Source organism: Tsukamurella sp. 8F, from assembly GCF_029167375.1.
Taxonomy (GTDB): domain Bacteria; phylum Actinomycetota; class Actinomycetes; order Mycobacteriales; family Mycobacteriaceae; genus Tsukamurella.
In genome coordinates, this window is sequence record NZ_JARFTP010000007.1 from 134,443 (window position 1) to 156,199 (window position 21,757).

22 protein-coding genes and 2 tRNA genes are annotated in these 21,757 nt (G+C 67.7%); 13 read left to right on the forward strand and 11 right to left on the reverse strand.

Annotated elements, in window-relative coordinates:
- The first annotated feature begins 11 nt into the window (after positions 1-11).
- Together P0W64_RS07940 and P0W64_RS07945 are read left to right on the forward strand one after the other, a co-directional pair.
- A complete protein-coding gene (locus P0W64_RS07940) occupies positions 12-1,247 on the forward strand; it encodes an acyl-CoA dehydrogenase family protein (RefSeq protein WP_275479538.1) in 1,236 nt (411 codons plus the stop codon).
- 847 nt (positions 1,248-2,094) lie between these two features.
- Positions 2,095-2,418, forward strand: coding sequence for a transglycosylase family protein (locus P0W64_RS07945; protein WP_275479539.1), 324 nt, complete (start codon positions 2,095-2,097; stop codon positions 2,416-2,418).
- 269 nt (positions 2,419-2,687) lie between these two features.
- Here the strand turns inward: P0W64_RS07945 and P0W64_RS07950 are convergent, their stop codons facing one another.
- Both P0W64_RS07950 and P0W64_RS07955 read right to left on the reverse strand, forming a co-directional pair.
- Positions 2,688-3,050: a DoxX family protein gene (locus tag P0W64_RS07950; protein ID WP_275479540.1), complete on the reverse strand. Its 363-nt coding sequence runs from the start codon at positions 3,048-3,050 to the stop codon at positions 2,688-2,690.
- Complete coding sequence (locus P0W64_RS07955; protein WP_275479541.1) at positions 3,047-3,340, reverse strand: cupin domain-containing protein; 294 nt, start codon at positions 3,338-3,340, stop codon at positions 3,047-3,049. Before P0W64_RS07955 ends, P0W64_RS07950 begins: the two co-directional genes overlap by 4 nt.
- Positions 3,341-3,420: 80 nt before the next feature.
- Here P0W64_RS07955 and P0W64_RS07960 point away from each other — a divergent pair, with 80 nt between their 5' ends.
- From P0W64_RS07960 to P0W64_RS07980, 5 genes are all read left to right on the forward strand, one after another.
- Positions 3,421-4,332 carry a LysR family transcriptional regulator gene (locus P0W64_RS07960; protein WP_275479542.1) on the forward strand — a complete coding sequence of 304 codons (912 nt, stop codon included), beginning with the start codon at positions 3,421-3,423 and terminating at the stop codon, positions 4,330-4,332.
- Between the two features lie 204 nt (positions 4,333-4,536).
- Positions 4,537-5,256 (forward strand): MerR family transcriptional regulator, encoded by a 720-nt coding sequence (locus tag P0W64_RS07965; RefSeq protein ID WP_275479543.1) that lies wholly within the window; start codon positions 4,537-4,539, stop codon positions 5,254-5,256.
- A gap of 29 nt (positions 5,257-5,285) precedes the next feature.
- A complete protein-coding gene (locus tag P0W64_RS07970) occupies positions 5,286-6,005 on the forward strand; it encodes a type II CAAX endopeptidase family protein (protein WP_275479544.1) in 720 nt (239 codons plus the stop codon).
- An 11-nt stretch (positions 6,006-6,016) separates the two neighbouring features.
- Positions 6,017-6,466 carry a hypothetical protein gene (locus P0W64_RS07975; RefSeq protein WP_275479545.1) on the forward strand — a complete coding sequence of 150 codons (450 nt, stop codon included), beginning with the start codon at positions 6,017-6,019 and terminating at the stop codon, positions 6,464-6,466.
- Between the two features lie 210 nt (positions 6,467-6,676).
- Complete coding sequence (locus P0W64_RS07980; RefSeq protein ID WP_275479546.1) at positions 6,677-7,081, forward strand: cupin domain-containing protein; 405 nt, start codon at positions 6,677-6,679, stop codon at positions 7,079-7,081.
- Between the two features lie 70 nt (positions 7,082-7,151).
- Here P0W64_RS07980 and P0W64_RS07985 read toward each other — a convergent pair whose 3' ends face one another.
- Complete coding sequence (locus P0W64_RS07985) at positions 7,152-8,006, reverse strand: LLM class flavin-dependent oxidoreductase (protein ID WP_275479547.1); 855 nt, start codon at positions 8,004-8,006, stop codon at positions 7,152-7,154.
- 140 nt (positions 8,007-8,146) lie between these two features.
- Between P0W64_RS07985 and P0W64_RS07990 the strand changes: the two genes are divergently transcribed.
- Positions 8,147-9,649: an ATP-dependent DNA ligase gene (locus P0W64_RS07990; RefSeq protein ID WP_275479548.1), complete on the forward strand. Its 1,503-nt coding sequence runs from the start codon at positions 8,147-8,149 to the stop codon at positions 9,647-9,649.
- A gap of 13 nt (positions 9,650-9,662) precedes the next feature.
- The gene (locus tag P0W64_RS07995; RefSeq protein ID WP_275479549.1) at positions 9,663-10,172 is read left to right on the forward strand and encodes an O-acetyl-ADP-ribose deacetylase; all 510 of its coding nucleotides are present in this window, start codon (positions 9,663-9,665) and stop codon (positions 10,170-10,172) included.
- Positions 10,173-10,175: 3 nt separating this feature from the next.
- Here P0W64_RS07995 and P0W64_RS08000 read toward each other — a convergent pair whose 3' ends face one another.
- From P0W64_RS08000 to P0W64_RS08010, 3 genes are all read right to left on the reverse strand, one after another.
- On the reverse strand, positions 10,176-10,559 hold the full coding sequence (locus P0W64_RS08000; protein WP_275479550.1) for a VOC family protein: 384 nt from the start codon (positions 10,557-10,559) through the stop codon (positions 10,176-10,178).
- A gap of 81 nt (positions 10,560-10,640) precedes the next feature.
- Positions 10,641-11,072, reverse strand: a complete 432-nt coding sequence (locus P0W64_RS08005; protein WP_275479551.1) for a nuclear transport factor 2 family protein — start codon at positions 11,070-11,072, stop codon at positions 10,641-10,643.
- A 121-nt stretch (positions 11,073-11,193) separates the two neighbouring features.
- Positions 11,194-11,267, reverse strand: a tRNA-Met gene (locus tag P0W64_RS08010).
- A 123-nt stretch (positions 11,268-11,390) separates the two neighbouring features.
- Between P0W64_RS08010 and P0W64_RS08015 the strand changes: the two genes are divergently transcribed.
- On the forward strand, positions 11,391-12,173 hold the full coding sequence (locus P0W64_RS08015; protein WP_275479552.1) for an enoyl-CoA hydratase/isomerase family protein: 783 nt from the start codon (positions 11,391-11,393) through the stop codon (positions 12,171-12,173).
- Here the strand turns inward: P0W64_RS08015 and P0W64_RS08020 are convergent.
- From P0W64_RS08020 to P0W64_RS08035, 4 genes are all read right to left on the reverse strand, one after another.
- The gene (locus tag P0W64_RS08020) at positions 12,164-13,705 is read right to left on the reverse strand and encodes an acyl-CoA synthetase (protein WP_275479553.1); all 1,542 of its coding nucleotides are present in this window, start codon (positions 13,703-13,705) and stop codon (positions 12,164-12,166) included. The genes P0W64_RS08015 and P0W64_RS08020 overlap by 10 nt on opposite strands.
- Positions 13,706-13,791: 86 nt before the next feature.
- Positions 13,792-14,187 carry a thioesterase family protein gene (locus P0W64_RS08025; RefSeq protein WP_275479554.1) on the reverse strand — a complete coding sequence of 132 codons (396 nt, stop codon included), beginning with the start codon at positions 14,185-14,187 and terminating at the stop codon, positions 13,792-13,794.
- An 81-nt stretch (positions 14,188-14,268) separates the two neighbouring features.
- Positions 14,269-14,345 (reverse strand) — tRNA-Met (locus P0W64_RS08030).
- A gap of 134 nt (positions 14,346-14,479) precedes the next feature.
- Positions 14,480-17,470, reverse strand: coding sequence for a UPF0182 family protein (locus P0W64_RS08035; RefSeq protein WP_275479555.1), 2,991 nt, complete (start codon positions 17,468-17,470; stop codon positions 14,480-14,482).
- 104 nt (positions 17,471-17,574) lie between these two features.
- Between P0W64_RS08035 and P0W64_RS08040 the strand changes: the two genes are divergently transcribed.
- The gene (locus tag P0W64_RS08040; RefSeq protein WP_275479556.1) at positions 17,575-18,174 is read left to right on the forward strand and encodes a PPA1309 family protein; all 600 of its coding nucleotides are present in this window, start codon (positions 17,575-17,577) and stop codon (positions 18,172-18,174) included.
- Here P0W64_RS08040 and P0W64_RS08045 read toward each other — a convergent pair.
- Entirely contained in the window at positions 18,171-19,199 is a 1,029-nt protein-coding gene (locus tag P0W64_RS08045; RefSeq protein ID WP_275479557.1) for a PDZ domain-containing protein, read from the reverse strand. The two genes, P0W64_RS08040 and P0W64_RS08045, sit on opposite strands and share 4 nt — an antisense overlap.
- A 108-nt stretch (positions 19,200-19,307) precedes the next feature.
- On the opposite strand from P0W64_RS08045, the gene P0W64_RS08050 reads away from it, so the two are divergent.
- Together P0W64_RS08050 and P0W64_RS08055 are read left to right on the forward strand one after the other, a co-directional pair.
- Entirely contained in the window at positions 19,308-20,744 is a 1,437-nt protein-coding gene (locus P0W64_RS08050; protein WP_275479558.1) for a zinc-dependent metalloprotease, read from the forward strand.
- A 90-nt stretch (positions 20,745-20,834) separates the two neighbouring features.
- Positions 20,835-21,734: a cyclodehydratase gene (locus P0W64_RS08055; protein WP_275479559.1), complete on the forward strand. Its 900-nt coding sequence runs from the start codon at positions 20,835-20,837 to the stop codon at positions 21,732-21,734.
- Positions 21,735-21,757 lie beyond the last annotated feature (23 nt).

The window sequence follows — 21,757 nt, forward strand, 5'->3', positions numbered from 1 at the left end:
ACTTCTCTCTCATGGCAATCAATCTGGAACTGCCCAAGAAGCTCAAGGCGTCGGTCGAGATGACGCATCAGGCGGCGGCCGAGATCCTGCGGCCGATCGCCCGCAAGTACGACATCGCCGAGCACGAGCCGCCGAAGGAACTCGACACCGCGTCCGCCCTCTACGACGGCCTGGCCGCAGCGGGACAGGCACCGTCGGGCTCGAGCGGCGATCGCAAGGGCGAGGACCCCGACAAGCCCAAGCCCGTCGTAGACCCCGCAGCAGGCGCCCGCAACGGCGGCACCATGGAATCGATCATCAACGCGATCGAGATGTGCTGGGGCGACGTCGGTCTCATGCTCGCCTTCCCCTACCAGGGCCTCGGCAACGCGGCGATCGCCGCAGTCGCCACCGACGAGCAGTTGGAGCGGTTCGGCAAGGTGTGGGCGTCGATGGCGATCACCGAGCCCGGTTTCGGTTCGGACTCGGCGGCCGTCACCACCACAGCCGTGCGCGACGGCGACGAGTGGGTTCTCAACGGCACCAAGATCTTCGTGACATCGGGCGCCCGTGCCGACCACATCGTCGTGTGGGCGACTGTCGACAAGAGCGCGGGACGTGCGGCCATCAAGTCGTTCGTCGTGCCCCGCGACCACCCTGGCGTCACGGTCGCGCGGCTCGAGCACAAGCTCGGGATCAAGGCGTCCGACACCGCAGAGATCCGCTTCGAGGACTGCCGCATCCCCTTCGACAACATCCTCGGCAGTCCCGAGGTGAACGTCGAGAAGGGCTTCGCGGGCGTGATGCAGACCTTCGACAACACGCGGCCCCTGGTTGCCGCCATGGCGATCGGCTGTGCCCGCGGTGCGCTCGAGGAGCTACGGGACGTACTGGAGGATGCGGGCGTGACCATCGATTACGACGCCCCGGTGAACTCGCAGTCGTACGCCGCCGCAGAGTTCATCCGTCTCGAATCCGATTGGGAGGCTGCCTATCAGCTCACCCTGAAGGCGGGATGGATGGCTGACAACAAGATCCCGAACTCGAAGCAGGCGTCCATGGCCAAGGCCAAGGCCGGCCGTACCGGCTCCGATGTCACGCTCAAGGCCGTGGAGCTGGCAGGCACGGTCGGATACTCGGAGCGCACGCTCATCGAGAAATGGGCCCGCGACTCGAAGATCCTGGACATCTTCGAGGGCACGCAGCAGATCCAGCAGCTGATCATCGCTCGGCGCCAGCTGGACCTGAACAGCTCACAGCTGAAGTAGAAGCGCTGCGCCGCAACGCCGCCCGGACATGATGTCCGGGCGGCGTTCGTCGTCTCCGGAGCTTCTTCCCGGGGGGATTGGAGACAGCCGTGACTTCTGCCATACGAACGGATTCGAGTGAGATGACGCACGAATCCACCGTTCCCCCCCAAAGCAGGCCGCACGCAGCGCGGACGCCCGCCGTTCGCGGCAGGACTCGGAACCCACAACCGACTCGCATCCCCACAGCCGACGGCACGGGCAGCTGGGAGGTGTGCCACAGCGAAGCGGTCACCCTCCCGCCGAGCGGCCCCCGAGGCACACTCGTACGGCGTTAGGGGCCTCACCGGGGCCGTCGACGAATCCCCGTCGGACGCTGTACGAATCGATGATCCGTCACCGTATCGTGACCTTCAGATGGTGCCGGCCGCCACAAAATCGCCGTGTTCTACATCACTTTCCGCTGGTAGGAGGCGTTTCTGGGAAGATGCTACGAATTGGCCGATGACCTGCACATACGCATTTCGCAGCGCACCGTGACCAAGCTGTTATCAAAAAGTGGTTAGTCCGACACACGGATGACAACCGCTCCGGCCGCCCCCTACTGTCTTTCTCGACCCGGTCAACGGGACCCGAACAACTGAATCCGCGACACCGCGTGTGAGTGGGACCGGCGCGACAGGGCGACCATCGAGTACAGCCCGCGCCGGCAAGTAGGACGAGAGGCACAGAACCTCCCCTGCGGCAGCGACCTCTTGCTGCTCCCACTGCCGTGCCCGACAGAGAAGGCACGGTCCACATGACTTCCCCCTTGTGACGTAGCCCGAAGGGCTTCGTTCGTGGTGCGCGCACGGCGAAAGGAATCCCCTTGAAGAACATCCGCAAGACCATGGGCATGATGGCCGTCTCCGGCGCGCTGATCGCCGCTCCGATCGCTCTGGGCGCCGGCTCCGCCAACGCCTCCAGCGTCGACTGGGACGCCATCGCGCAGTGCGAGTCCGGCGGCAACTGGGCCACCAACACCGGCAACGGCTACTACGGCGGCCTGCAGTTCACCCAGTCGACCTGGAACGCCAACGGCGGCAGCGGCTCGGCGGCGAACGCCTCGCGTGCCGAGCAGATCCGCGTCGCTGAGAACGTTCTTGCTTCGCAGGGCATCGGCGCATGGCCGGTGTGCGGCGCGCGCGGCTGATAAGCCCGGGCTCTCGCCCAGATCTTCATAACGCCGAGGGCGGCTGGATCATCCGATCCAGCCGCCCTCGGCGTTCGTCGCTCGAGTGTCAGGCGGGCACTGTCGCGCGCGGTCACGCCAGTACTGCGCGACCGACGTCGACCCGGCCCCGTACGCCGCCGCGCTCATCGAACCGGCGGCAACGACGGGGCGATCGACCCCACCTTTCCAAAGAACTCGAGACAAGCCGTCCCGCGTGCGGGGCGCGGGACCGCCGCCATCCGAGGACCTCACTGCCACGCGGTGGCCAGGCAGGCGGCCGCGCAGGCGGCGACCAGGAGACCGATGTTGAGGGCGATCGCTCGGTCCCCGCGGCGGAGATGTACGACGATAGCCGCGACCTGCAGAACGACGAATCCCGTTGCTGCGGCCGGCGCAAGCCCGCACGCCAAGCCGGTCAGTGGCGGCAGGATGAGGCCGACCGCGCCGAGCAGTTCCACAGATCCGATGCCCCGGACCATAGGCATGGGCATGTCGTCCACCCAGGCCATCATCGGCCGCAACCGTTCTCGACTGCGAAGGACCTTCAGGCCGCCAGCGTAGAGGTAGAACACGGCCAGCAAGCCGCCGACGAACCAATAGGCGATGATCATGCCAGCCGGTCGGTGTCGTGGTCGGGCGCGGGTTCGGTGGCGTATCGACTCATGATCTCGAGGTTCTCCTCGGGAGTCGGCGCGCGGCCATCGCGATGGGCGTCCTGCAGATCGCGGAAGTACTGCACGTAGTACGAGGGGGTGAAGGTGCTGAGCATCACCGCAGGCTGATCGGTGAGGTTCGCGAAGGTGTGCGGCGCGCCGGGCGGGACCATCACGAGCGTCCCCGCGGTGACGTCGTGGGCGGTGTCGCCGGATGGTGTCGGTGTGGTCTGGTGGTTCTCGCTCATGTCTCCATAGCACCGTCCGGAAGCGGGCAGAGTCCAAGATCCGTTGGGTGGCGCCGATACCGTGTGAGTATCGTGCCAGCATGGAGCTGCGGACGTTGCGCTATTTCGTCGCCGTGGCAGAGGAACTGCACTTCGGCCGCGCCGCAGCCCGGCTGCACATGAGCCAGCCACCGCTCAGTCGCGCGATAAGGCGACTGGAGACCGACGTGGGCGCTCAACTGTTCCGCCGCTCTTCTACGGGTGTCGCACTCACCCCGCCCGGGGCAGTACTGCTCGAGGAGGCCCGTGCCCTACTCGACCAGACCGACCGGCTACGGCGGCGCGTGGCCGCTGCCGCCGGCGATGCGAGTATCACCGTCGGCATCCTCGGCGACAACGCCGATTCGCACTGGGCACAGCTGGCCGATACCTATCGCCGCCTGCACCCCGGCGTCGACATCGGGGTGCGTGGGACGGATTTGACCGATCCCACCTGCGGGCTACGTACCGGGCTGGTCGACGTAGCGCTGACCAGGGCACCGTTCGACGAGACCGGCCTCGCGGTAACCGAACTGCGCACCGAACCGGTGGGTGCGCTGCTGCGTACCGACGACCCGCTGGCCCGCCGTCGTCGGCTGACGCTGGCCGATCTGTCCCGCCGTCGCTGGTTCCGCTTCCCCGAGGGCACGGACCCACTCTGGCAGTCGTACTGGCATGGCGGCCGTCCCAGACAGGGCCCGGTCGTGCACACAGTCCAGGAATGCCAGCAGTCCGTGCTGTGGAACGGCACGGTCGGCATGACCCTGCTCGATCACGAACCCCCGGCGGGCCTGACCGTCCTGCCGGTGATCGACATGCCGCCGAACCGTCGAGTACTCGCGTGGCACACCGGGCGCACGACCCCACGGATCCACTCGTTCGTCGATCTCGCGACAACCATTCACCGTGTAACCCCGGCTGGAGCCGCGGCGCTGTCCCATGGTCGCCCAGAGCGGCACTCCGAGAGGCCCTGATTCCGACGTCCGAAACAGGGCGGATGTTGTACGAGGGTGCCGATTTCGACAGATGAGGTGCGTGAGCTGCAGTCGGCTGCGGGCGCGCGGACGCGCGCGTTCAGTCCGAGGGGCTTGCCCCTGCCGTGGCGTCAGGGTTTCTACTACGTGTGGGCCGAGATCCGGCCGATCGGGGAATGTCGAAAGCGAGCCGAGGGAGTAGCGATGGGGTGGAGCACCACTGAGGTAGCACGTCTCGCGGAGGTGAGTGTCCGCGCGGTGCGGTACTACCACGAAGTCGGGCTGTTGCCGATGCCCGAGCGAAAGTCGAACGGGTACAAGTCCTATGGGGCGGCACACCTGGTCCGTCTACTGCAGATCCGGCGCCTCACCGCACTCGGGTTCACGCTCGCGCAGATCAAGGAGATCGACTCGGATGGACGCGTAGCCGAGGAGTTGTTCGACTCGCTCGACGCGGAGATCGCCGACCGGATCGAGCAACTGCAGCGCATCCGTAGGGAGTTGAAGGCGGTTCTCGTCGACGAGGTACGGGGAGGCGTCCCACCGGGCTTCAGGGTCCCCGAATCCGGTGTCGTGCTGACGGAATCGGATAAGACTGCGCTGTCGGTCATGAACCAGCTACTTCCAGAGGAGCGCCGAGAGGGATTGAAGGAGTGGCTGAGCACTCCTGGTTCGCACGCGGGCTCTGATGCGGATCCGGACCCCGACGCCGACTTCGAGGCCCTGCCCGAGGACGCCGACGAGGCGACCCGCGAGGCCCTTGCGGTGCGGATGCTGCCCGCCGCGCGCGTCGCGCGCCGTCGGAGTCCGTCGGCATCGACCCCGCCCGATACCGCACGCGACATCGGTAAGGCGTTGCGCGACATCTACAACCGCGCGCAGATCGACGTTCTGATCCGCGTCGCGACCGCCCTCGAGTCGTGAATCACAACTCGTCAGAACGGTATCCATCCATGCATGCTCCACCCGCAGTGCCCTCCACGTCGTCGGCCCGCATGTCGGTTCGACGGCCCGGTTGGCCTGAGCTCGCCATCGGCCTCTGCGTCCTGCTGGTCCTCGAGATCGGCCTGGCCCGTATCGCGTTCTCGATGCACCTCAGCGATACGACACTGGCCGTGTTCATGTCCGCGCTGTCTGCCGTCGTCGCAGGCGGCGGCTTCGCTGCGGCAGTCCTCCTCCGCATCCGGCGGGCACAAAGTTTCGGCGTGATCCGCACATCGCGCAACTGGATCGTCGTCGGGATCGCCGGTGGGATCGCCGTCACGGTCCTCAAGATCCCGGCGACGATGGTCTACACAGCACTGTTCGGGCAGACCACCACCGGCCAAGAGGGCTGGTCCACAGCCAGTTCCGGCGGAGTGGCCGCCGTGACGGTGTCGTTCCTCCTTCTCGGCGTGCTTACACCGATCGGTGAGGAGCTGTTCTTCCGCGGCGTCGTCACGACGGTGTTGCTGCGGTATGGAGCGATCGCCGGCGTCTTCGGCAGCACCCTCGTGTTCGCCCTCATGCACGGCAAGCCGCTCCTGATGGTCTCAGCAGTCCTCGTCGGGCTGCCCGCAGCGGAGCTTCGCCGAAGGACCGGGTCCGTCTGGCCCGGCATCGCCCTGCACATCACGTTCGATTCGGTCTCCAGCATCGGCTTGTTCATCATCGTTCCGGCCCTCACTCACTGATAGGAGCACCCATGACCCTCGACATGACCGCCCGCCGCGCGGGCCTCGATTTCGAGATCGAAACCGCGCGTGGCGGTCTCGGCCGAGTCACCTCCCGCTTCCTGCGGTCTGGGGGCACCCTCGCACGCGGCGTCACGAGCTACGAGTTCACGCGCTCGAGGTCGGCCACGTCTCTCCGCAGCGGCACCGGCGCCGTTACCGCGATCAGGACCGGTATCGGCGCCTGGACCATCGACGCACCCGGCGGTCCCTACCGCCTGCGGCAGGGCCGAGGTCTGGCACCCTCCGAACTGACCTCCCCTGACGGCGCTACCGTCGCGACGGTAGTCCGGTCGGGCGTTGCCAGGAGGTCTCTGACCGTCAGCTCCGAGTCGGTCGGTGAGCCGGTTGCGCTCCTGGCCCTCCTCACTGTTCTCGCTCGCCGCCGCAGGAAGGCCCGCGTCGTCTCGGCCGTGAGATAGGCGATACGAGGGCCTCGGGCACGCGACGGGCTTGTTCACCGTCGAGTTCACTGGAGACTGGAGACTGGAGACTGGAGACTGAGCGGTTGGTGCGACCGGGCGTCCGTCGCACTCGTGGCCACGTGCCGGCCGGCACGATGTCAGCTCGCTAAACGAGCCCCGCTCCTGGCGCGCGAGAGCACGAAGAGATCGAGAACAGAGGAGAGCATTGTGGTCAGACCGGCATTGGCCGTCGCGCTCGACCTAGAGCCGCATCCCGAGGGCGGCTGGTTTCGGGAAACCTGGCGCAGCCCGATGGAATTTGATCCCGAGGGGTACGACGGGAAGCGATCAGTGGCGACCGCGATTCACTTCTTGTTGATGCCGGGCGATGAATCCGCACCGCACGCGGTGCGTTCGGATGAGCTCTGGCTGTGGCATCGAGGCGGTCCGCTACTGCTGAACATCGGGAGTGAGGAGATCACGCTGGGTCCGGATGTGGAGCGCGGACAGCGGTTGCAGGCCGTGGTGCCCGGCGGGGTCGTCCAGTCCGCTCGGCCAGGCGCTGACGAGTACGTGCTCGTCAGTTGCATCGTTGCGCCCGGTTTCGACTTCGCCGATTTCCGCTTCGACTGAGATCACCTACCCCCTTCCTCCGCAGATACCTCCACGCCTGGACACCGGCCACCCTGCCGATCCGTCCGGGTCAGGCCAGCGCATCGCGCAGATGACCCAGCGTGTCGGGTTCAGGGTGGTTGGGCGTGAGGATGAGTTCATCGACCCCCACGCGCGAATACGCGTCGGCGATCGTGCGCAACGCCGTGACGGTGGTCAAGGTACCGGCGACTGCCGAATCGCGAAACTCTGCTCCCAGATCTTCGTAATAGCCGGCGACGGCGTCGACACCTGTTCCCGGAGCGTCGGGTCCGATGCTGGTCATGACCGACACGGCTACGTGTGGCCGGCCGACACGTCCGGCGTCGGCGAACGACGCATTCAGTCGGGTGATGAAGTCCGCCACCTGCTCGGGTGTCATGCCGCCGCCGATCCACCCCGAGCCGTGGGTGGCGACCCGACGCACGGTCGGTGTCGACGAGCCCCCGAAGAGCAGGGGCGGCCCACCCGGAGTGGCAGGACGCGGTCCCAGCTGGTTGGTGCCCGCCCACGTCTCACGCACCCGCTCGAGCCAGCTGTCGAATGCAGGCCCCCGGTCTGCGAAGTCGACCGGTGCGCCGGTGTAGTCCTGGGGGCGGCCGCCCGGAGCCAGCCCCAGGCGGAGCCTGCCCTGTCCCGCAAGCCGATCGATGGTGGCGGTGGCTGTCGCGAAGAGGCCGGCGTTGACGTAGAGAGGCGCAAGCAGAACGCTGGTGAGCAGGCCGATCCGCCGCGTCACCGCGGCTGCCGCAGCCAGTGACGTCAGCGGCTCGGACGTGGTCCACGACGGCCGGTCCGTGAACGACAGAGCGTCGAAACCGAGTTGCTCCACTGTCCGAGCCCAGTCGGGAATGTCGGCCACGTCGAACCCGTCGACATGGCTCGGGAGCGCAATCGCGATATGCATGAGGGCGAGGTTCGTCCCTCAACCGCAGTCGAGGTCAACCCGCGGTGACGAGAGTCACCGCGGGTTGACCTTCACGCGCGACCCGCGCGCAACCCTTGCGAGCGCACCCGATCCGTGATGAACGCAGGCAAGATGGCGGTGTGCTGCTCGCCTCCGTCGTCACCGCATCCGCCGAAGTCGGCGCCACCCGCTCGCGCAAAGCCAAGATCTCTACGCTCTCGGCCGTCGTCCGCGCGGCCGAACGGGACGAGGTTCCGGTCGTCGTCTCGTGGCTCGCCGGCGCACTCCCCCAGGGACGGATCGGAACGGGGTGGCGCACCCTGGCGAAGCACCGGACCGCGGCAGCGCAGACACCGTCACTCACCGTCGCCGAGGTGGACTCGGCACTGACCGCACTCGCCGGGGCCACGGGCGCAGGCTCCACAGCGCGGCGCGGCGCGCTCGTGACCGAATTGCTGGGGCGCGCGACACAGCCCGAACAGCAGTTCCTGATCGGTCTGCTCACGGGCGAACTGCGGCAGGGCGCGCTCGCGGGAGTGATGACGGAAGCCGTCGCCGTGGCCACCGGAGTACCCGTCGACGCCGTGCGGCGCGCGGCTATGCTGTCGGGTTCCCTGCCGGACACCGCGGCGGCGGCCACCGGCGGCGGCACGGAAGCTCTCGCGGGATTCGGCCTGGAGGTCGGACGCGGTGTGTCGCCGATGCTTGCTTCCCCGGCCGAGGACATCGTGTCCGCCGTCGAGGAGTTGGGAGATGTCAGCGTCGAGTTCAAGCTCGACGGTGCACGCATCCAGGTTCACCGCGACGGTCCCGACGTCCGCGTCTTCACGCGCACCCTCCGCGACATCACAGCCGCCGTGCCCGAGATCGTCGAGCTGGCGCGTTCTCTACCGTGCACGTCGGTGGTCCTCGACGGCGAGACCCTCGCCCTGACGGACGCTGGGCGGCCTCGACCGTTCCAGGAGACGATGAGCCGGTTCGGTGCTCACGAAGGCGAGGCCGCACTGCGCCCCTTCTTCTTCGACTGCCTCCACCTGGACGGAGTCGACCTGCTCGACGAGCCTCTCTCGCACCGCCGCGCTGTGCTCGCCGACGTCGCAGCGGGCCAACTCATTCCATCGCTGACGTCGCCGACCGTCGACGAGGCCGCGCAACACCTGCACGCGGCATTGGACGCCGGACACGAGGGGGTGATGGTGAAGGCACTCGACTCGCCGTACGCCGCCGGTCGCCGGGGACGAGCCTGGCAGAAGGTGAAGCAGTCGCACACGCTCGACCTCGTCGTACTCGGCGCGGAGTGGGGCTACGGGCGGCGCACGGGGTTGCTGTCCAACCTGCACCTCGGCGCTCGCGACCCCGACGGCGGCGATCCGATCATGGTGGGCAAGACGTTCAAGGGGCTGACCGACGCCTTGCTGGCGTGGCAGACGGAGGAGTTCCCGCGCTTTGAGCGCTCTCGCGATGCACACGCGGTGTATGTGAGGCCGGAGATCGTCGTCGAGATCGAACTCGATGGCGTGCAGGTCAGCCGCCGCTATCCCGGCGGCGTGGCGCTACGTTTCGCTCGGGTGCTGCGCTACCGGCCGGACAAGACCGCTGCCGAGGCCGACACGATAGACGTCGTGCGCGCCCTTGTCCCGTGACACCATGAATTGCATGGCATTCCCGACGGTGACAGCGGTTCAGGGCGACATCACCCGGGCGGAGGTGGACGCGGTGGTCAACGCCGCGAACCGGCGCATGCGCGGCGGCGGCGGGGTCGACGGCGCTATCCACCGGGCCGGCGGCCCCGCCGTGCTCGCGGACTGCATCGCCCGGTTTCCCGGCGGTCTCGCCACCGGCGACGCGGGTTGGACCACAGCAGGCGACCTGCCCACGCGCTGGGTGATCCACACCGTCGGACCGAATCATCGTGCGGGAGAAACGGATCGGAGCCTTCTCAGCTCATGCTACCGACGGTCTCTGGAGGTCGCCGACGAGCTCGGGGCGCGCAGCGTCGCGTTTCCACTCATCAGTGCGGGCGTCTACGGTTGGCCGCTGGACGATGCGATCGACACCGCGGTCGAGACACTGTCGACCACGCCGTGCGCCGTCGAGGAGGCTCGCATAGTCGCCTTCGACACTGCAACTTTCCGGCTCGTCGAGCGCCGGGTCGCAGAAGGCTGAAGCTCACGGCAGGTTGAGCTGCCACGACACCCCGAAGCGATCGCTCACCCACGCGAAGGCCGTGGAGAAGCCGTAGTCGCCGAGCGGCATCAACGTCACACCGTCCTCGCCCAACGTCGTTGTCAGGCGCTCCAACTCGTCGCGGCTCTCGACGTCGACGAACAGCGAGCTCGACGGGGTGAAGTCGAAGCCGTGCTTGACGGCACTGTCACTCAACAGGATTCGCTGCCCCTCGAGTTCGATCTCCGCAAGCATGATCCCCGTCGCCGGAGCGGCATGCTCCTTGCTGGAGACCAGCCTGCCGGAGGGGAACGCACCCAGGTACAGCTCTATAGCCGCGGCGGCATGGCCACCCTGGAACATGAGAAACGGTCGAATGGTCGTCACGCCTGGCGAGCCTAGGCCTCCGCGCACGGTGTCACAAAGCCCGCAACCGGGCGCCGTCCGTCGCACCCTGGGTCCTGGGAGTCACTCCGGGCCGATCGGAGGCAGGACGCCCGACACCGGAGTGTTCTGCGCAGCGGCGAGCCACCAGTCACCATCACGCAAGACCATGACGTACATGGCGACCTCGCTGAATCCGCCGTTGAGCGCCGCGCGGCGAATCTGGGCGACCACCAATCCGGGCGCCGGCCGGATGACCTGCACCGGCTCGAACCTTGATGCGGGCTTCACCGGCGTTCCGCCCATCATCCCGCGATGAATAGGGTTCAAGTTCGCGTATCCGGCCAGCCAGTGCCCCTTCGGGGTGCCCCAGAGGACGTCCGAGGCGAACATCGAGTCGTACCGATCGGCATCGCCCGTGTCGAATCCGCTCTGTAGCGCGGCAACGAGCCGTTCGACCGCAGTACCGGACTCGGAATCGGGAAGATCGAGAGCGGGGCGAGAGTGGTCATCCATGTCCACAAGCTAGAACGTGAACTTTACTCGAGGTCAAGTCCGGAACTCCCCGGGTACCCATCACACACGGCGGCCCTGACCAGGTCTTGTGCTTTCGCCCTGGTCAGGGCCGGTTATCTAGTAGCGGGGACAGGATTTGAACCTGCGACCTCTGGGTTATGAGCCCAGCGAGCTACCGAGCTGCTCCACCCCGCGTTGGCGTCAGCAACCATACACGAGCGGCGGAGTCGGGTCTGCAGCCGGGTTGGAACGGTCGGATGGGACCGCCGGCCGCTACAGTCACCGTCGTCCGCAGAACAAGCCAGTCAGGAGGCACCCGTGACCGCAGCCCAGCCCGACGACCTCGTCCGCTACGAGGCAGCCGACGGGGTCGCCGAGCTCACCCTGAACCGCCCCTCCGAGGCCAATGCGATCGACCTCGAGACCGCCCACGCCCTGAAGACCAACGTCGAACGCGCGGCGTCGGACGATTCTGTGAACGTCGTGCTGCTACTCGGCGCCGGCCAACGCTTCTGCGGCGGCGGGGATCTCGCGGCGATGGCCGCCTCTGCGGATCGCTCCGACTATCTGGCCGAGCTCGCGGGGACCGCCCATGATGCCATCCGTGCCCTGGACACCGTCGCTAAACCCGTCGTCGCCGGCGTACAGGGAGCCGCGGCTGGGATCGGGCTGTCATTGGTACTCGGCGCGGATCTCGTCGTCGCCGGGGCGTCCGCCAAGTTCGTCACGGCGTACACGTCCGTCGGCCTCACTCCGGATGGCGGGCAGTCATGGCTCCTACCGCGCATCGTCGGGCAGCGTCGGGCTCTCGAGCTGATCCTGACGTCCGCGCCCCTCACCGCCACGCGTGCCGAGGAGTGGGGCATCGTGTCGACAGTGTGCGACGACGACGATGTCGTCGCCACAGCCCGGCAGGCCGCGGCGTCGCTCGCGGCAAGACCGGCACAGGCGCTCGGCGCGGCCCGGAGCCTGGTGCGGCAGTCGTGGGATCGCCCACTGAACGAACAGCTCGATGTCGAAGCCGCATCGATCTCCTACGCCGTGGGTACGCCGGAGTCGACGGCTCTCGTCGATCGGTTCGTGACGAAGCGCTATCCGTAACGCTCGATCAGCAGGCGCTTCACGAGTTTGCCTGTGGCGCTGCGAGGTAGTTCGTCGGTGAAGTCCAGGGAACGCGGAATCTTGAAGTCCGCGATCCGCCCGCGTAGCGAGGCGAGGATCTCGTCTCCGAGGCTGTCCGTCGGCTCGACGCCCGGCGCAGGCTGCACGACCGCCTTGACCACCTCCCCCAGCTCCTCGTCGGCCACGCCGATCACGGCGACGTCGTAGATCGCCGGATGCAGAGCGAGCGCATCCTCGATCTCCTGCGGGTAGATGTTGACGCCACCGCTGATGACGGTGAACGCCGCTCGATCGGTCAGGTAGAGGAAGCCGCCGTCGTCGACGTGCCCGATATCGCCCGTCGTGGTCCACGTCGGGTTCCGCGGGTGCGTCGCATCCGCAGTCTTGGCATCGTCGTTGTGATACGTGAAAGGGCGTTCGTCCCGCTCGAAATAGACGATTCCGTCCTCCCCGACAGGCAGTTCCTCGCCGTCGTCGCTGCAGATGTGGATCACGCCCAGACCTGCGCGTCCGACGGTGCCGGGCCGCTCCAGCCAATCGTCCGGTCCGACGACGGTGACCCCGTTCGATTCGGTCGACGAGTAGTACTCGTAGAGGACCGGACCCCACCAGGCCATCATCCGGCGCTTGACCTCGACCGGGCAGGGCGCCGCCGCGTGGATCGCCACCCGCATGCTGGACAGGTCGTAACCATCGCGAACACCCCTGGGCAGCTTGAGCATCCGCACGAACATCGTCGGCACCCATTGGCTGTGCGTCGCGCGATACCTATCGATGTGTCTGAGGGCCGCCTCAGCATCGAACCGGGAAGCGAGCACGACGGTTCCACCGTTGGCGTTCGCCATGACGGAGAAGCGCAGCGGTGCAGCATGATACGTGGGAGCCGGCGAATAGTAGACGGTGTCGCGGTCGAACCCGAAGAGCCGGCCGAACACCAGGGACATGGTGTCGCCTTGCGGGTCCTCGAGCGGCCGCCCGGTCAGTGCGGGACGAATTCCCTTGGGATTACCGGTCGTTCCCGACGAGTACAGCATGTCCGACCCGCGCGGCTGTTCAGCCAGTGGTTCCGCCGAAGCCGAAGCCAGAGCCGCACGGTAGGAGCCGAACCCGGCGGCATCGGTACCGTCGCCGCCGAAGACGAGCCTGATGTTCACGTTCGGCACCAGCTCGACGACCTCACGGGCGAGCGGCAACCTCGACGCCGACACCAGCAACGCCTTCGCACCACAGTCGGAGAGGATGTAGGCGGCCTCGGCAGCGGTCAGGTGGTGATTGATGCCCGTGACGTACATGCCGGATCGCAGGGTGGCCCAATATATCTCGAACACCTCGGGCGAGTTGTCAGAGAGGAACGCGACGACGTCGCCCACCCGCACACCAGCGCCCTGGAGGTGGCGGGCGAGGCGGACCGAGTTCTGCTCGAGCTCCGTGAAGGTGCGTGTCTCACCTGTGTCGGCCTGGATTATGGCGAGCTTGTCCGGCTGGTCGCCCACGTGCGCTCCGAGATACATGAGCCCCTCCACTCGCCGTCGGTGCCGTCCCATCGACCGTACGGACGGCTCGGCACCCCCGCGGCGGTTCCGGGCAAGCGGCGAAGTCAGCCCACGGACCGCAGCCCGGCGGCGACGGCTGCCGGGAGCGGCCGCGAAGCCGCGGCTTCGGTATCCACGTTGACGTAGACGAGCTCGACGCGAGCGACGGGATCGTCGTCACGCGTGAACGTCATGTGCAGTTCGAAGCTGGCGTTCCCGACGTGCGGACACGTGACGTCGACGTCGATCCGGTCGTCGAATCGCGTGGGAGCGGAGAACGTGAGCTTCGCACTCACGACAGACGGGTCCGCACCCAAGGCCAGGAACTCGCTGTACGACCACCCGAGCGCCCGCAGGAACTCCGTCATCGCGACATCGGCGATCTCGAGGTACCGGGCGTTGAACAGGAAACCCTGCCCGTCTACCTCGTGGTATCGCACATGGTGGGTGTACGTGTGCATGCGCCGCCTTCTACTCGGTCCCCCGCCCCTACGGAAAGACATGAGGCCGGATCCGTTATCCGGATCCGGCCTCATGAACCTTGGTAGCGGGGACAGGATTTGAACCTGCGACCTCTGGGTTATGAGCCCAGCGAGCTACCGAGCTGCTCCACCCCGCGTTGGTGAACACAACATTACGCGAGCGGGAGCCGGAAACACAAATCGCTTGAACAACTTCCGCATCACCGCGCCGACCTGCGGCGACACGATTCACCGTCGGGCACGGGCATGCGATGCCCGACGGTGAATCGCGTCACTTCGGCTGCTGGGCCTGCTCGGCCGCCTGCAGCTTCGACACGGCGTCGCCGAGCCGAGCCATCGCGTCCCCGACGGCGGCCTGGTCACCGGCCTTCTGCGCCGCGACCACATCCCCCCATGCCTTCGTCACGGCCTGCGCCGCGGTGGTGACCGCCTGGCTGTCACCGGACCCGGTGCCCGGGCCGGGGACCGTGGCCTCGTTACCGCTCGACGACTCGGGGTTACCCCCGGATGGCGCCGCGGCGCCCGGTGCCTCGGCGACGCCCTTCGCGGCCGAGCTGAGCGCAGCGTCCACGCCCTGATAGCCCGCCTGCTTTAGCGCTGCGGCCACCGTCGGCTGATAGCCCGCTGCGCCGGTCACCGGGTTGAGCACCAGCACCTTGATGAGCTTCGGCGGATCCTGGTTGCCCGAGTCGGTGTACATCGGCCGCACGTACACCATTCCGCCCTCCTGGAGAGGGATGGCCTGCATGTTGCCGTACTGCGGCTTGATCGCGTTGATGTTGGCGCGGTCCGCCGTCACCGGTCCGGACGCGTCCATACGACCGGCGGCCTGACGCGGCCCGTCGACCAGCCCGCTGCCGCGCGCGAACTCGCGCACCGTGATCTGCCCGTACGTCGCCGTAGACGAGGACACCGACATCTGCGCCGCCAGGTAGTCCTGGTCGCGGGCCTGCAGCAGCGACGAGAGCTGAAAGTACGCCGTACCGCTCTGCGGCCCGGACGCGACCGAATAGTACGGCGCCTGCGGCCCGCCCTGGTCCGGGGTGTCCTCGGGAGAGGTGGACAACTGCCACAGGTTGTTGCCCTGGCGATAGCTGGTCGGATCATCGGTGTGGTACTTCTGCATCAGCACCCGCTGTACCTCGAAGAGGTTCTCCGGGTAGCGCAGATGGTCGGCGATACTCTGTGGGATCTCCGACCGTGGCTGTACCACTCCCGGGAAGACGTTCTTCCACGCGTTCAGCACGGGATCGTGGTCGTCCACCTGGTACAGGTGCACGGTGCCGTCGTACGCGTCGACCGTGGCCTTCACCGAGTTGCGGATGTACCCGATCTTCTCGTCGGGCTGGGTCCGCGCGTTGGCCGGCAATCCGTTCTGGCCCGCCGTGCTCTGCCCCTGCTGCTGTCTGATGCCTGGCTCGGCGGTCGCGTTCTGCAACGAAGTCTGCTGCGCGTACGGGTACTTGGGCAGCGTGGTGTAGCCGTCGACGACCCACACGATGTGGCCTGTCTTCTGGTCTACGACAGGATAGGTCTTGGTGTCGGTCGTGAGGAACGGAGCCACCTGTCGGACGCGGTCGCGCGGGTCGCGTTGATAGATGATCCGGGACTGTGCGTCGATGTCACGGTTGAACAGCAGGTTCCGCTCACCGAACTTGATCGCGTACGCGAGCCGCCTCGGCCAGCTGCCTATGGAGACCCCGCCCGTGCCCGCGTAGGTGGTGTGGTCGTTGTCGTTGTCGTACTCGCGCGGCCCGCCTGCGCCGCCGACGATCGAGTAGAAGCTCGGGTCCGAGCCGATGACCTCGCCGAAGTAGATTCGCGGCTGCGTCACCTTGACGTCCTTGCCGATGGTGTTGGTCGCCATGACCGGCAGCCCGCCCGACGAGCCCGTGCTGGCCTGGTCGGCGCCGGTCAGCACCTCGTCGACCTGGCCCGCGGGCGCGGACAGCAACCCGTTGCCGTGCGTGTAGACGAGGTGGCGGTTGGCCCAGTCGTTCGGCGTGTTGTCCGGGTCCAGCTCGACCGCGGCCACCAGGTAGTTGGTGAGCTTCCCGTCGGTGTCGTATCGGTCGACCGCGAGCTGATTGGGGACCGCATAGAACTGCTTGAGCTCGTTGCGCTTTCGGAACGCGTCCGACACCACCGAGGGGTCGAGCAGGCGAACGTTCTGCAACGACGCACTGTCCGCCGCCGTGATCGTCTGCAACTGCGCCTTCGTTCCCTTGCCGAACTCCCTGACGTAGTCGACCTTCGACAACCCGTAGGCCGCCTTGGTGCCGTCCAGGTTCCGCTGGATGTAGGCGGTCTCCTTCTCGATGCTCGGGTTGACCGTGAAGTACTGCACGGCCTGCGGCCACCCGAACCCGACGATGACGGAGGAGAAGAGCATCAGGACCGTCGCGATGGCCGGAACCCGCAGGTCTCGCAGCACGATGCCTGCGAAGAAGGCGCCCGCGCAGATGATCGCGATGCCCGTGAGAATCGCCTTCGCGGGCAGGACGGCGTGGATATCGGCGTAACCCGCTCCGGTGAACATGCGGGAGCGGTCCGAATAGACGAGCTCGTACCGGTCGTACCAGTAGGCGGCCGCCTTGGTGAGCAGGAAGGCGCCGGCGATCGACGCGAGCTGGATCCGCGCGCCCCGCGACAGCGCTCCTTCACGGCCCGCCAACCGGATACCACCGAACACATAGTGCGCCAACAGGTTCGACAAGAACATGATGATCAGCGCCGCGAACAGGAAGCCGAGCACCAGCTGTATGAAGGGCAGCGTGAACGCGTAGAAACCGATGTCCTTGCCGAACTGTGGGTCGTCCGTACCGAACGGCACCCGGTGCAGGAACAGCTGGACCGTGCGCCATGCGGCCTGGCCGAAGATGCCCGCGATGACGGCGACCAGCAGCGTCGGGACGAGGGCGAACGTCTTGATCCGGCTCATCACCACCGCGCGGTAGCGGACCACGGGGTCGTCGGTCGCCGACGGCACGAATGCGGGCCGAACGCGGTGGGCCAGCCACAGACCGACGAACGTGAACAGCCCCATCAACAAACCGGTGATGAGGAACAGCACGATGCGGGTCAGCACCACCGTCCGGAGCACCGACGAATGACCGAGCGAGCCGAACAACAGGAAGTTCGTGTAGAGGTCCACGAAACGGGGCCCGATCAACAGAACCGCCAGCACGACGACGGCCACCGCGATGAGGATCTTGGCCCGGCGGGACAGCGACGGGATCGACCCCGAGGCACGAGTAGTCACGGCACCACTGTACGGATTGCCGGGTACAGCCCTGGTCGGGGCGGCATGCCCGCGTGGGCGACCGAGCCGGGCGGCATGGCCGACTACCCGGGGCGGGTGGGAGGATGACGGCTGTGAGTGACAGCGACTTCGGCACGTTCGGCGAGGCATCCCTGGGGCGGGCGGCCGCAGAGGCGATGGAGTTCGTCGACCCTCGCGGCTGGGGGCAGCCGCCGCAGTTGTTCGGTCTCGTTCCGACGGCATTGCTCGCCCAGAGCCAGCCGGAGTGGGCGGACATGCTCGACGACGGCACCGAGCTCACCGTCATCGAGCAGGAGCCCCTGCCCGGCGATCCGACCGGCGGGAGTGCGGAACTCGACCACGTGCTGGCCACCACGACGTGGCCTGACGAGGTCGTAGGGTGTGCACTCGTGCAGGAGATCCTGGTGCTGCCACCGGACGCGGAGGCCGCCCTGGACGGTGCGCTGCTCGCCTCGGACGGCGCCGACGACGCCGCGCGGCACGTCGCCCACACGCACCCCGACCGCCGTCAGGCACGCATGTGCGCGGCGGTCCTCCGCGACGGACAGCGGATCACGCTGCTCCAGCTACGCCCGCTCGACGAGGACGAGAACCCGTTCGCGCAGGAGGATGTGCTGCGCGCGGACGAGCTGTCCCCCGGGCTCGTGCAGGCACTCCAGGCGACCCTCGACCGGGAGGACTAGCAGGCCGGCGCCGGCTTGCCCTCTCGGACCAGGCCGAGAGACGAGACCGCGTCGGAGAGCTTGTCCACCTTCACCATCTGCAGCCCGTCCTGCGGGTGCGCCTTGGCCTCCGCGCAGTTCTTCTGAGGAACCAGGAACACGCTGGCCCCCTGCCCCTTCGCCCCGCGCAGTTTGTGCGCGATGCCGCCGATGGGCTCGACGGTGCCGTCGGGAGTGATCTCGCCGGTCCCTGCCACCTTCTTGCCGCCGGTGAGGTCCGTGGGCCCCAGCATGTCGACGAGGCCGAGCGCCAGCATGAGCCCGGCGGACGGGCCGCCGATCCCTTCGACGTCGAAGCGGATGTCGAGGGTGGAGTCGGCGGGCACCATACCGACGGTGATGCCGGCCATCCCCTTGTCCTTGTCTCCAGGCTTGCTCCCGAGCGTGACCGTCACGGGCATCGGCGCACCATTGCGCTGCACGGTGAGCGGGACCTGCGTCCCGGGCCTATGGGCCGAGATCAACGTGCCCACGTCATCGATCCTCGTCACCGGCTTGCCGTCGACCTGGGTGATGACGTCCTCGGGCTCGAGCTTGCCGTCCGCCGGGCCCTTGACCACGACGGAGACGACACCCGGCGCCGTCGGGACGTGCAGGTAGTCGAGAGCGGAGAGCATCGCGTTGGACTCGGAGCCCACGAACTGCGCGCGGCTCGCGGCCTCGGTCTGCTGCCGTGTGCTCGTCGGCGGGAAATACGCGTCACGGGGTGCGATCTGCGTTCCGCTACTGAGCCAATAGCCGAGCGCCTCGAACAGAGTGAGCTCGTCGCGGATGCCGACGGTGGTGAGCATCAGCTCACCATCGGGTTTCCGGACGTCGCGCCCTTCGACGGTGATCACCTTGTGACCGTTGTAGCTGCCGAGGGTGTCGGCGGTGTCTCCCGCGCCGACGGCGACGAACGGCACCCGCACGCTGACGCCCAGCAGCACCAGGACCAACAGGGGTACCAGGGCCACCAGGAATACTGTCGTCCTGCGGTCCGTCACCCGGCCAGCGTAGCGACCCACGCCGGCTCTCAACGAAGGCGGCGCCTGTTCGCCCAGAGCGTGACGGACGCTCGCGCAGGGCCGATGCTCGGCAAGTACCGTGGAGGCATGAGCGATCTTCCCTTCGGTTTCTCCTCCGGCGACTCGTCGGACGACGACGAGCGCCGCAAGCGTGAGGAGGAGGCTCGACAGCAGGGCGAGGGGCAGGCGCAGAACCCGTTCGGCTTCGGCGGATTCGATGCGGGCCAGGGTTTCGACCCCGCACAGCTCGGGAACATGCTGAGCCAGCTGGGCCAGATGATCTCGGGTATGGGCGGCGCGATGAACGATCCCGCTTCCGCTGCGTCGGGTGACCCCGTCAACTACCAGCTCGCGATGCAGCTGGCGCGGCAAGCGCTCGGCAAACACGCTCCCGTCTCCGAAGGCCAGCGCAAGGCCGTCGAGGAGTCGGTGCACCTCGCGCAGCTGTGGCTCGACGGCGCTACGGTTCTGCCCGCGGGCCCGCAGAAGACACACGCATGGACGCCCGTCGACTGGCTCGAGAAGACCCTCCCCACGTGGAAGCGGCTGGTGAACCCGGTTGCGGAGAAGATGTCCAATATGTGGGTCGAGGGCATGCCCGAAGAGGCGCGCCAGGCGGCGGCGCCGATGATGGGGATGTTCACGCAGATCGGCTCGATGTCGTTCGGCACGCAGCTCGGGCAAGGCCTCGGGCAGCTGTCGAAGGAGGTGCTCACCTCGACGGACATCGGGCTACCGCTGGGGCCGACCGACGAACTCGCCCTACTGCCCGAGGCGATCGAGGCGTTCAGCAAGGAGCTGGAGCAATCCGACCAGGAGATACTGGTCTTCCTCGCGGCTCGCGAGGCCGCGTACCACCGGCTCTTCTCCCACGTGCCGTGGCTGCGTCAGCGGCTGCTGGACACCGTCGAGCAGTACGCGCGCGGTATCCAGATCGACATGTCGGGCATCGAGGAGCTGTCCCGCGGACTCGACCCGTCGGTGCTCTCCGACCCGGCCGCGCTCGAGCGTCTCATGGCAGAGCAGTCAGCCGCGCTGGAGCCTAAGGCGACACCCGAGCAGAAGGCGGCACTGGAGCGACTCGAGGCACTGTTGGCCCTCATCGAGGGCTGGGTCGAGACCGTGGTACATCGCGCTCTCGCCGATCGCCTGCCCAGCGCGGGCGCCCTCCGCGAGACGATGCGCCGCCGCCGTGCGTCCGGCGGGCCCGCCGAACAGACCTTCGGCACCCTCGTCGGCCTGGAGCTGCGCCCGCGCAAGGTGCGCGAGGCCGCGACGCTGTGGGAGCGACTGTTCGAGGCGACGTCGATGGAGAAGCGTGACGCGGTGTGGGGCCACCCGGACCTCATGCCCGATTCATCGGATCTCGACGACCCTTCCGGGTTCGTCGACCGCCAGATCGGCGGCTCCGAGCTCGACGACCCGATCGCCGAGTTGGAGCGCCAGATCCAGCGCGAGGCGGCGGAGCGTGACGACCAGGACGAGGGCGATCAGGACGGCCCCGGCGACGAATCGTCGAAATGACTCGTCGAGGCAGGTGAGCGCGTGTTTGCACCTGTGGATAACGATGGCTTGAACGAGTTCTGACGGCGGCAGCCGTGCGATGGTCGCAGCATGCAGACCACCGGATCGCGGGTGCGCCTCGACCCCTACGCAACCATCGTCGTTCGCCCGCCGGGCGTCGTGCAGATCGGCACGGGTGCAGGCGGGGCCCCGCTCGTCACCATGCCACCGTGGCTCGCTCCCGAGACCGCTGCCGGGCTGCTGCGGTGGCTGCAGACCGACCGCGGTTTCGCCGAACTATCGCACCGCGCCCGCGACGCCGGCTTCGCCGAATCCGACACGTCCGACCTCGTAGCCGCCCTCGACGGCGCGGGAGTCCTTACGTGGACGCGTCCCGCGTCGCCGCTGCGGGCCCGCATACAGGGCCGCGGTCCGATCACGGACGCGCTCGCGACGGAACTCGACCGGCGCCGGGAGGTACGGGTCGCAGTCGTCGGCGATGCGGCGGCACCCCCTGTACCGGACCAGGCCGACCTGCTGCTGCTGACCGACGCCTTGGTCGTGGACCCGGTCCTGGTGCAGCAGCTCATGGCAGCGCGGATGCCGCACCTCCCGGTGCGCCTACGCGACGGTGCCGGCGTCGTCGGGCCGCTGGTCCTGCCGGGTGCCAGTCCCTGCCTGCGCTGCCTCGACCGCTCGCGCACCGACCGTGATCCCGCATGGCCGGCGATCGTCTGCCAGCTCTACGGGCGGGCCGGGCGCGCGTCGACGACGACGCTGGGCATGACCGTCGCGGTCGCGGCGGCAGAGATCGACCGCATCGTGGCCGCCCGATACGAGATGACCACCGACGAGGGCGCGTGGCAGCCACCGGAAGACGTCGGCTCCGGAGGATCCCCCGCGTCCCTCGGCTGTACCTTGGAGGTCGACGCGCACCGCTTGCGGGTCGCCACCCGTCGTTGGGCGATGCACCCTGGATGCGGCTGCGGGAGTACACCCACGTCCGGGTAGTGCGGGCTCGCGCTTTCTTGAAT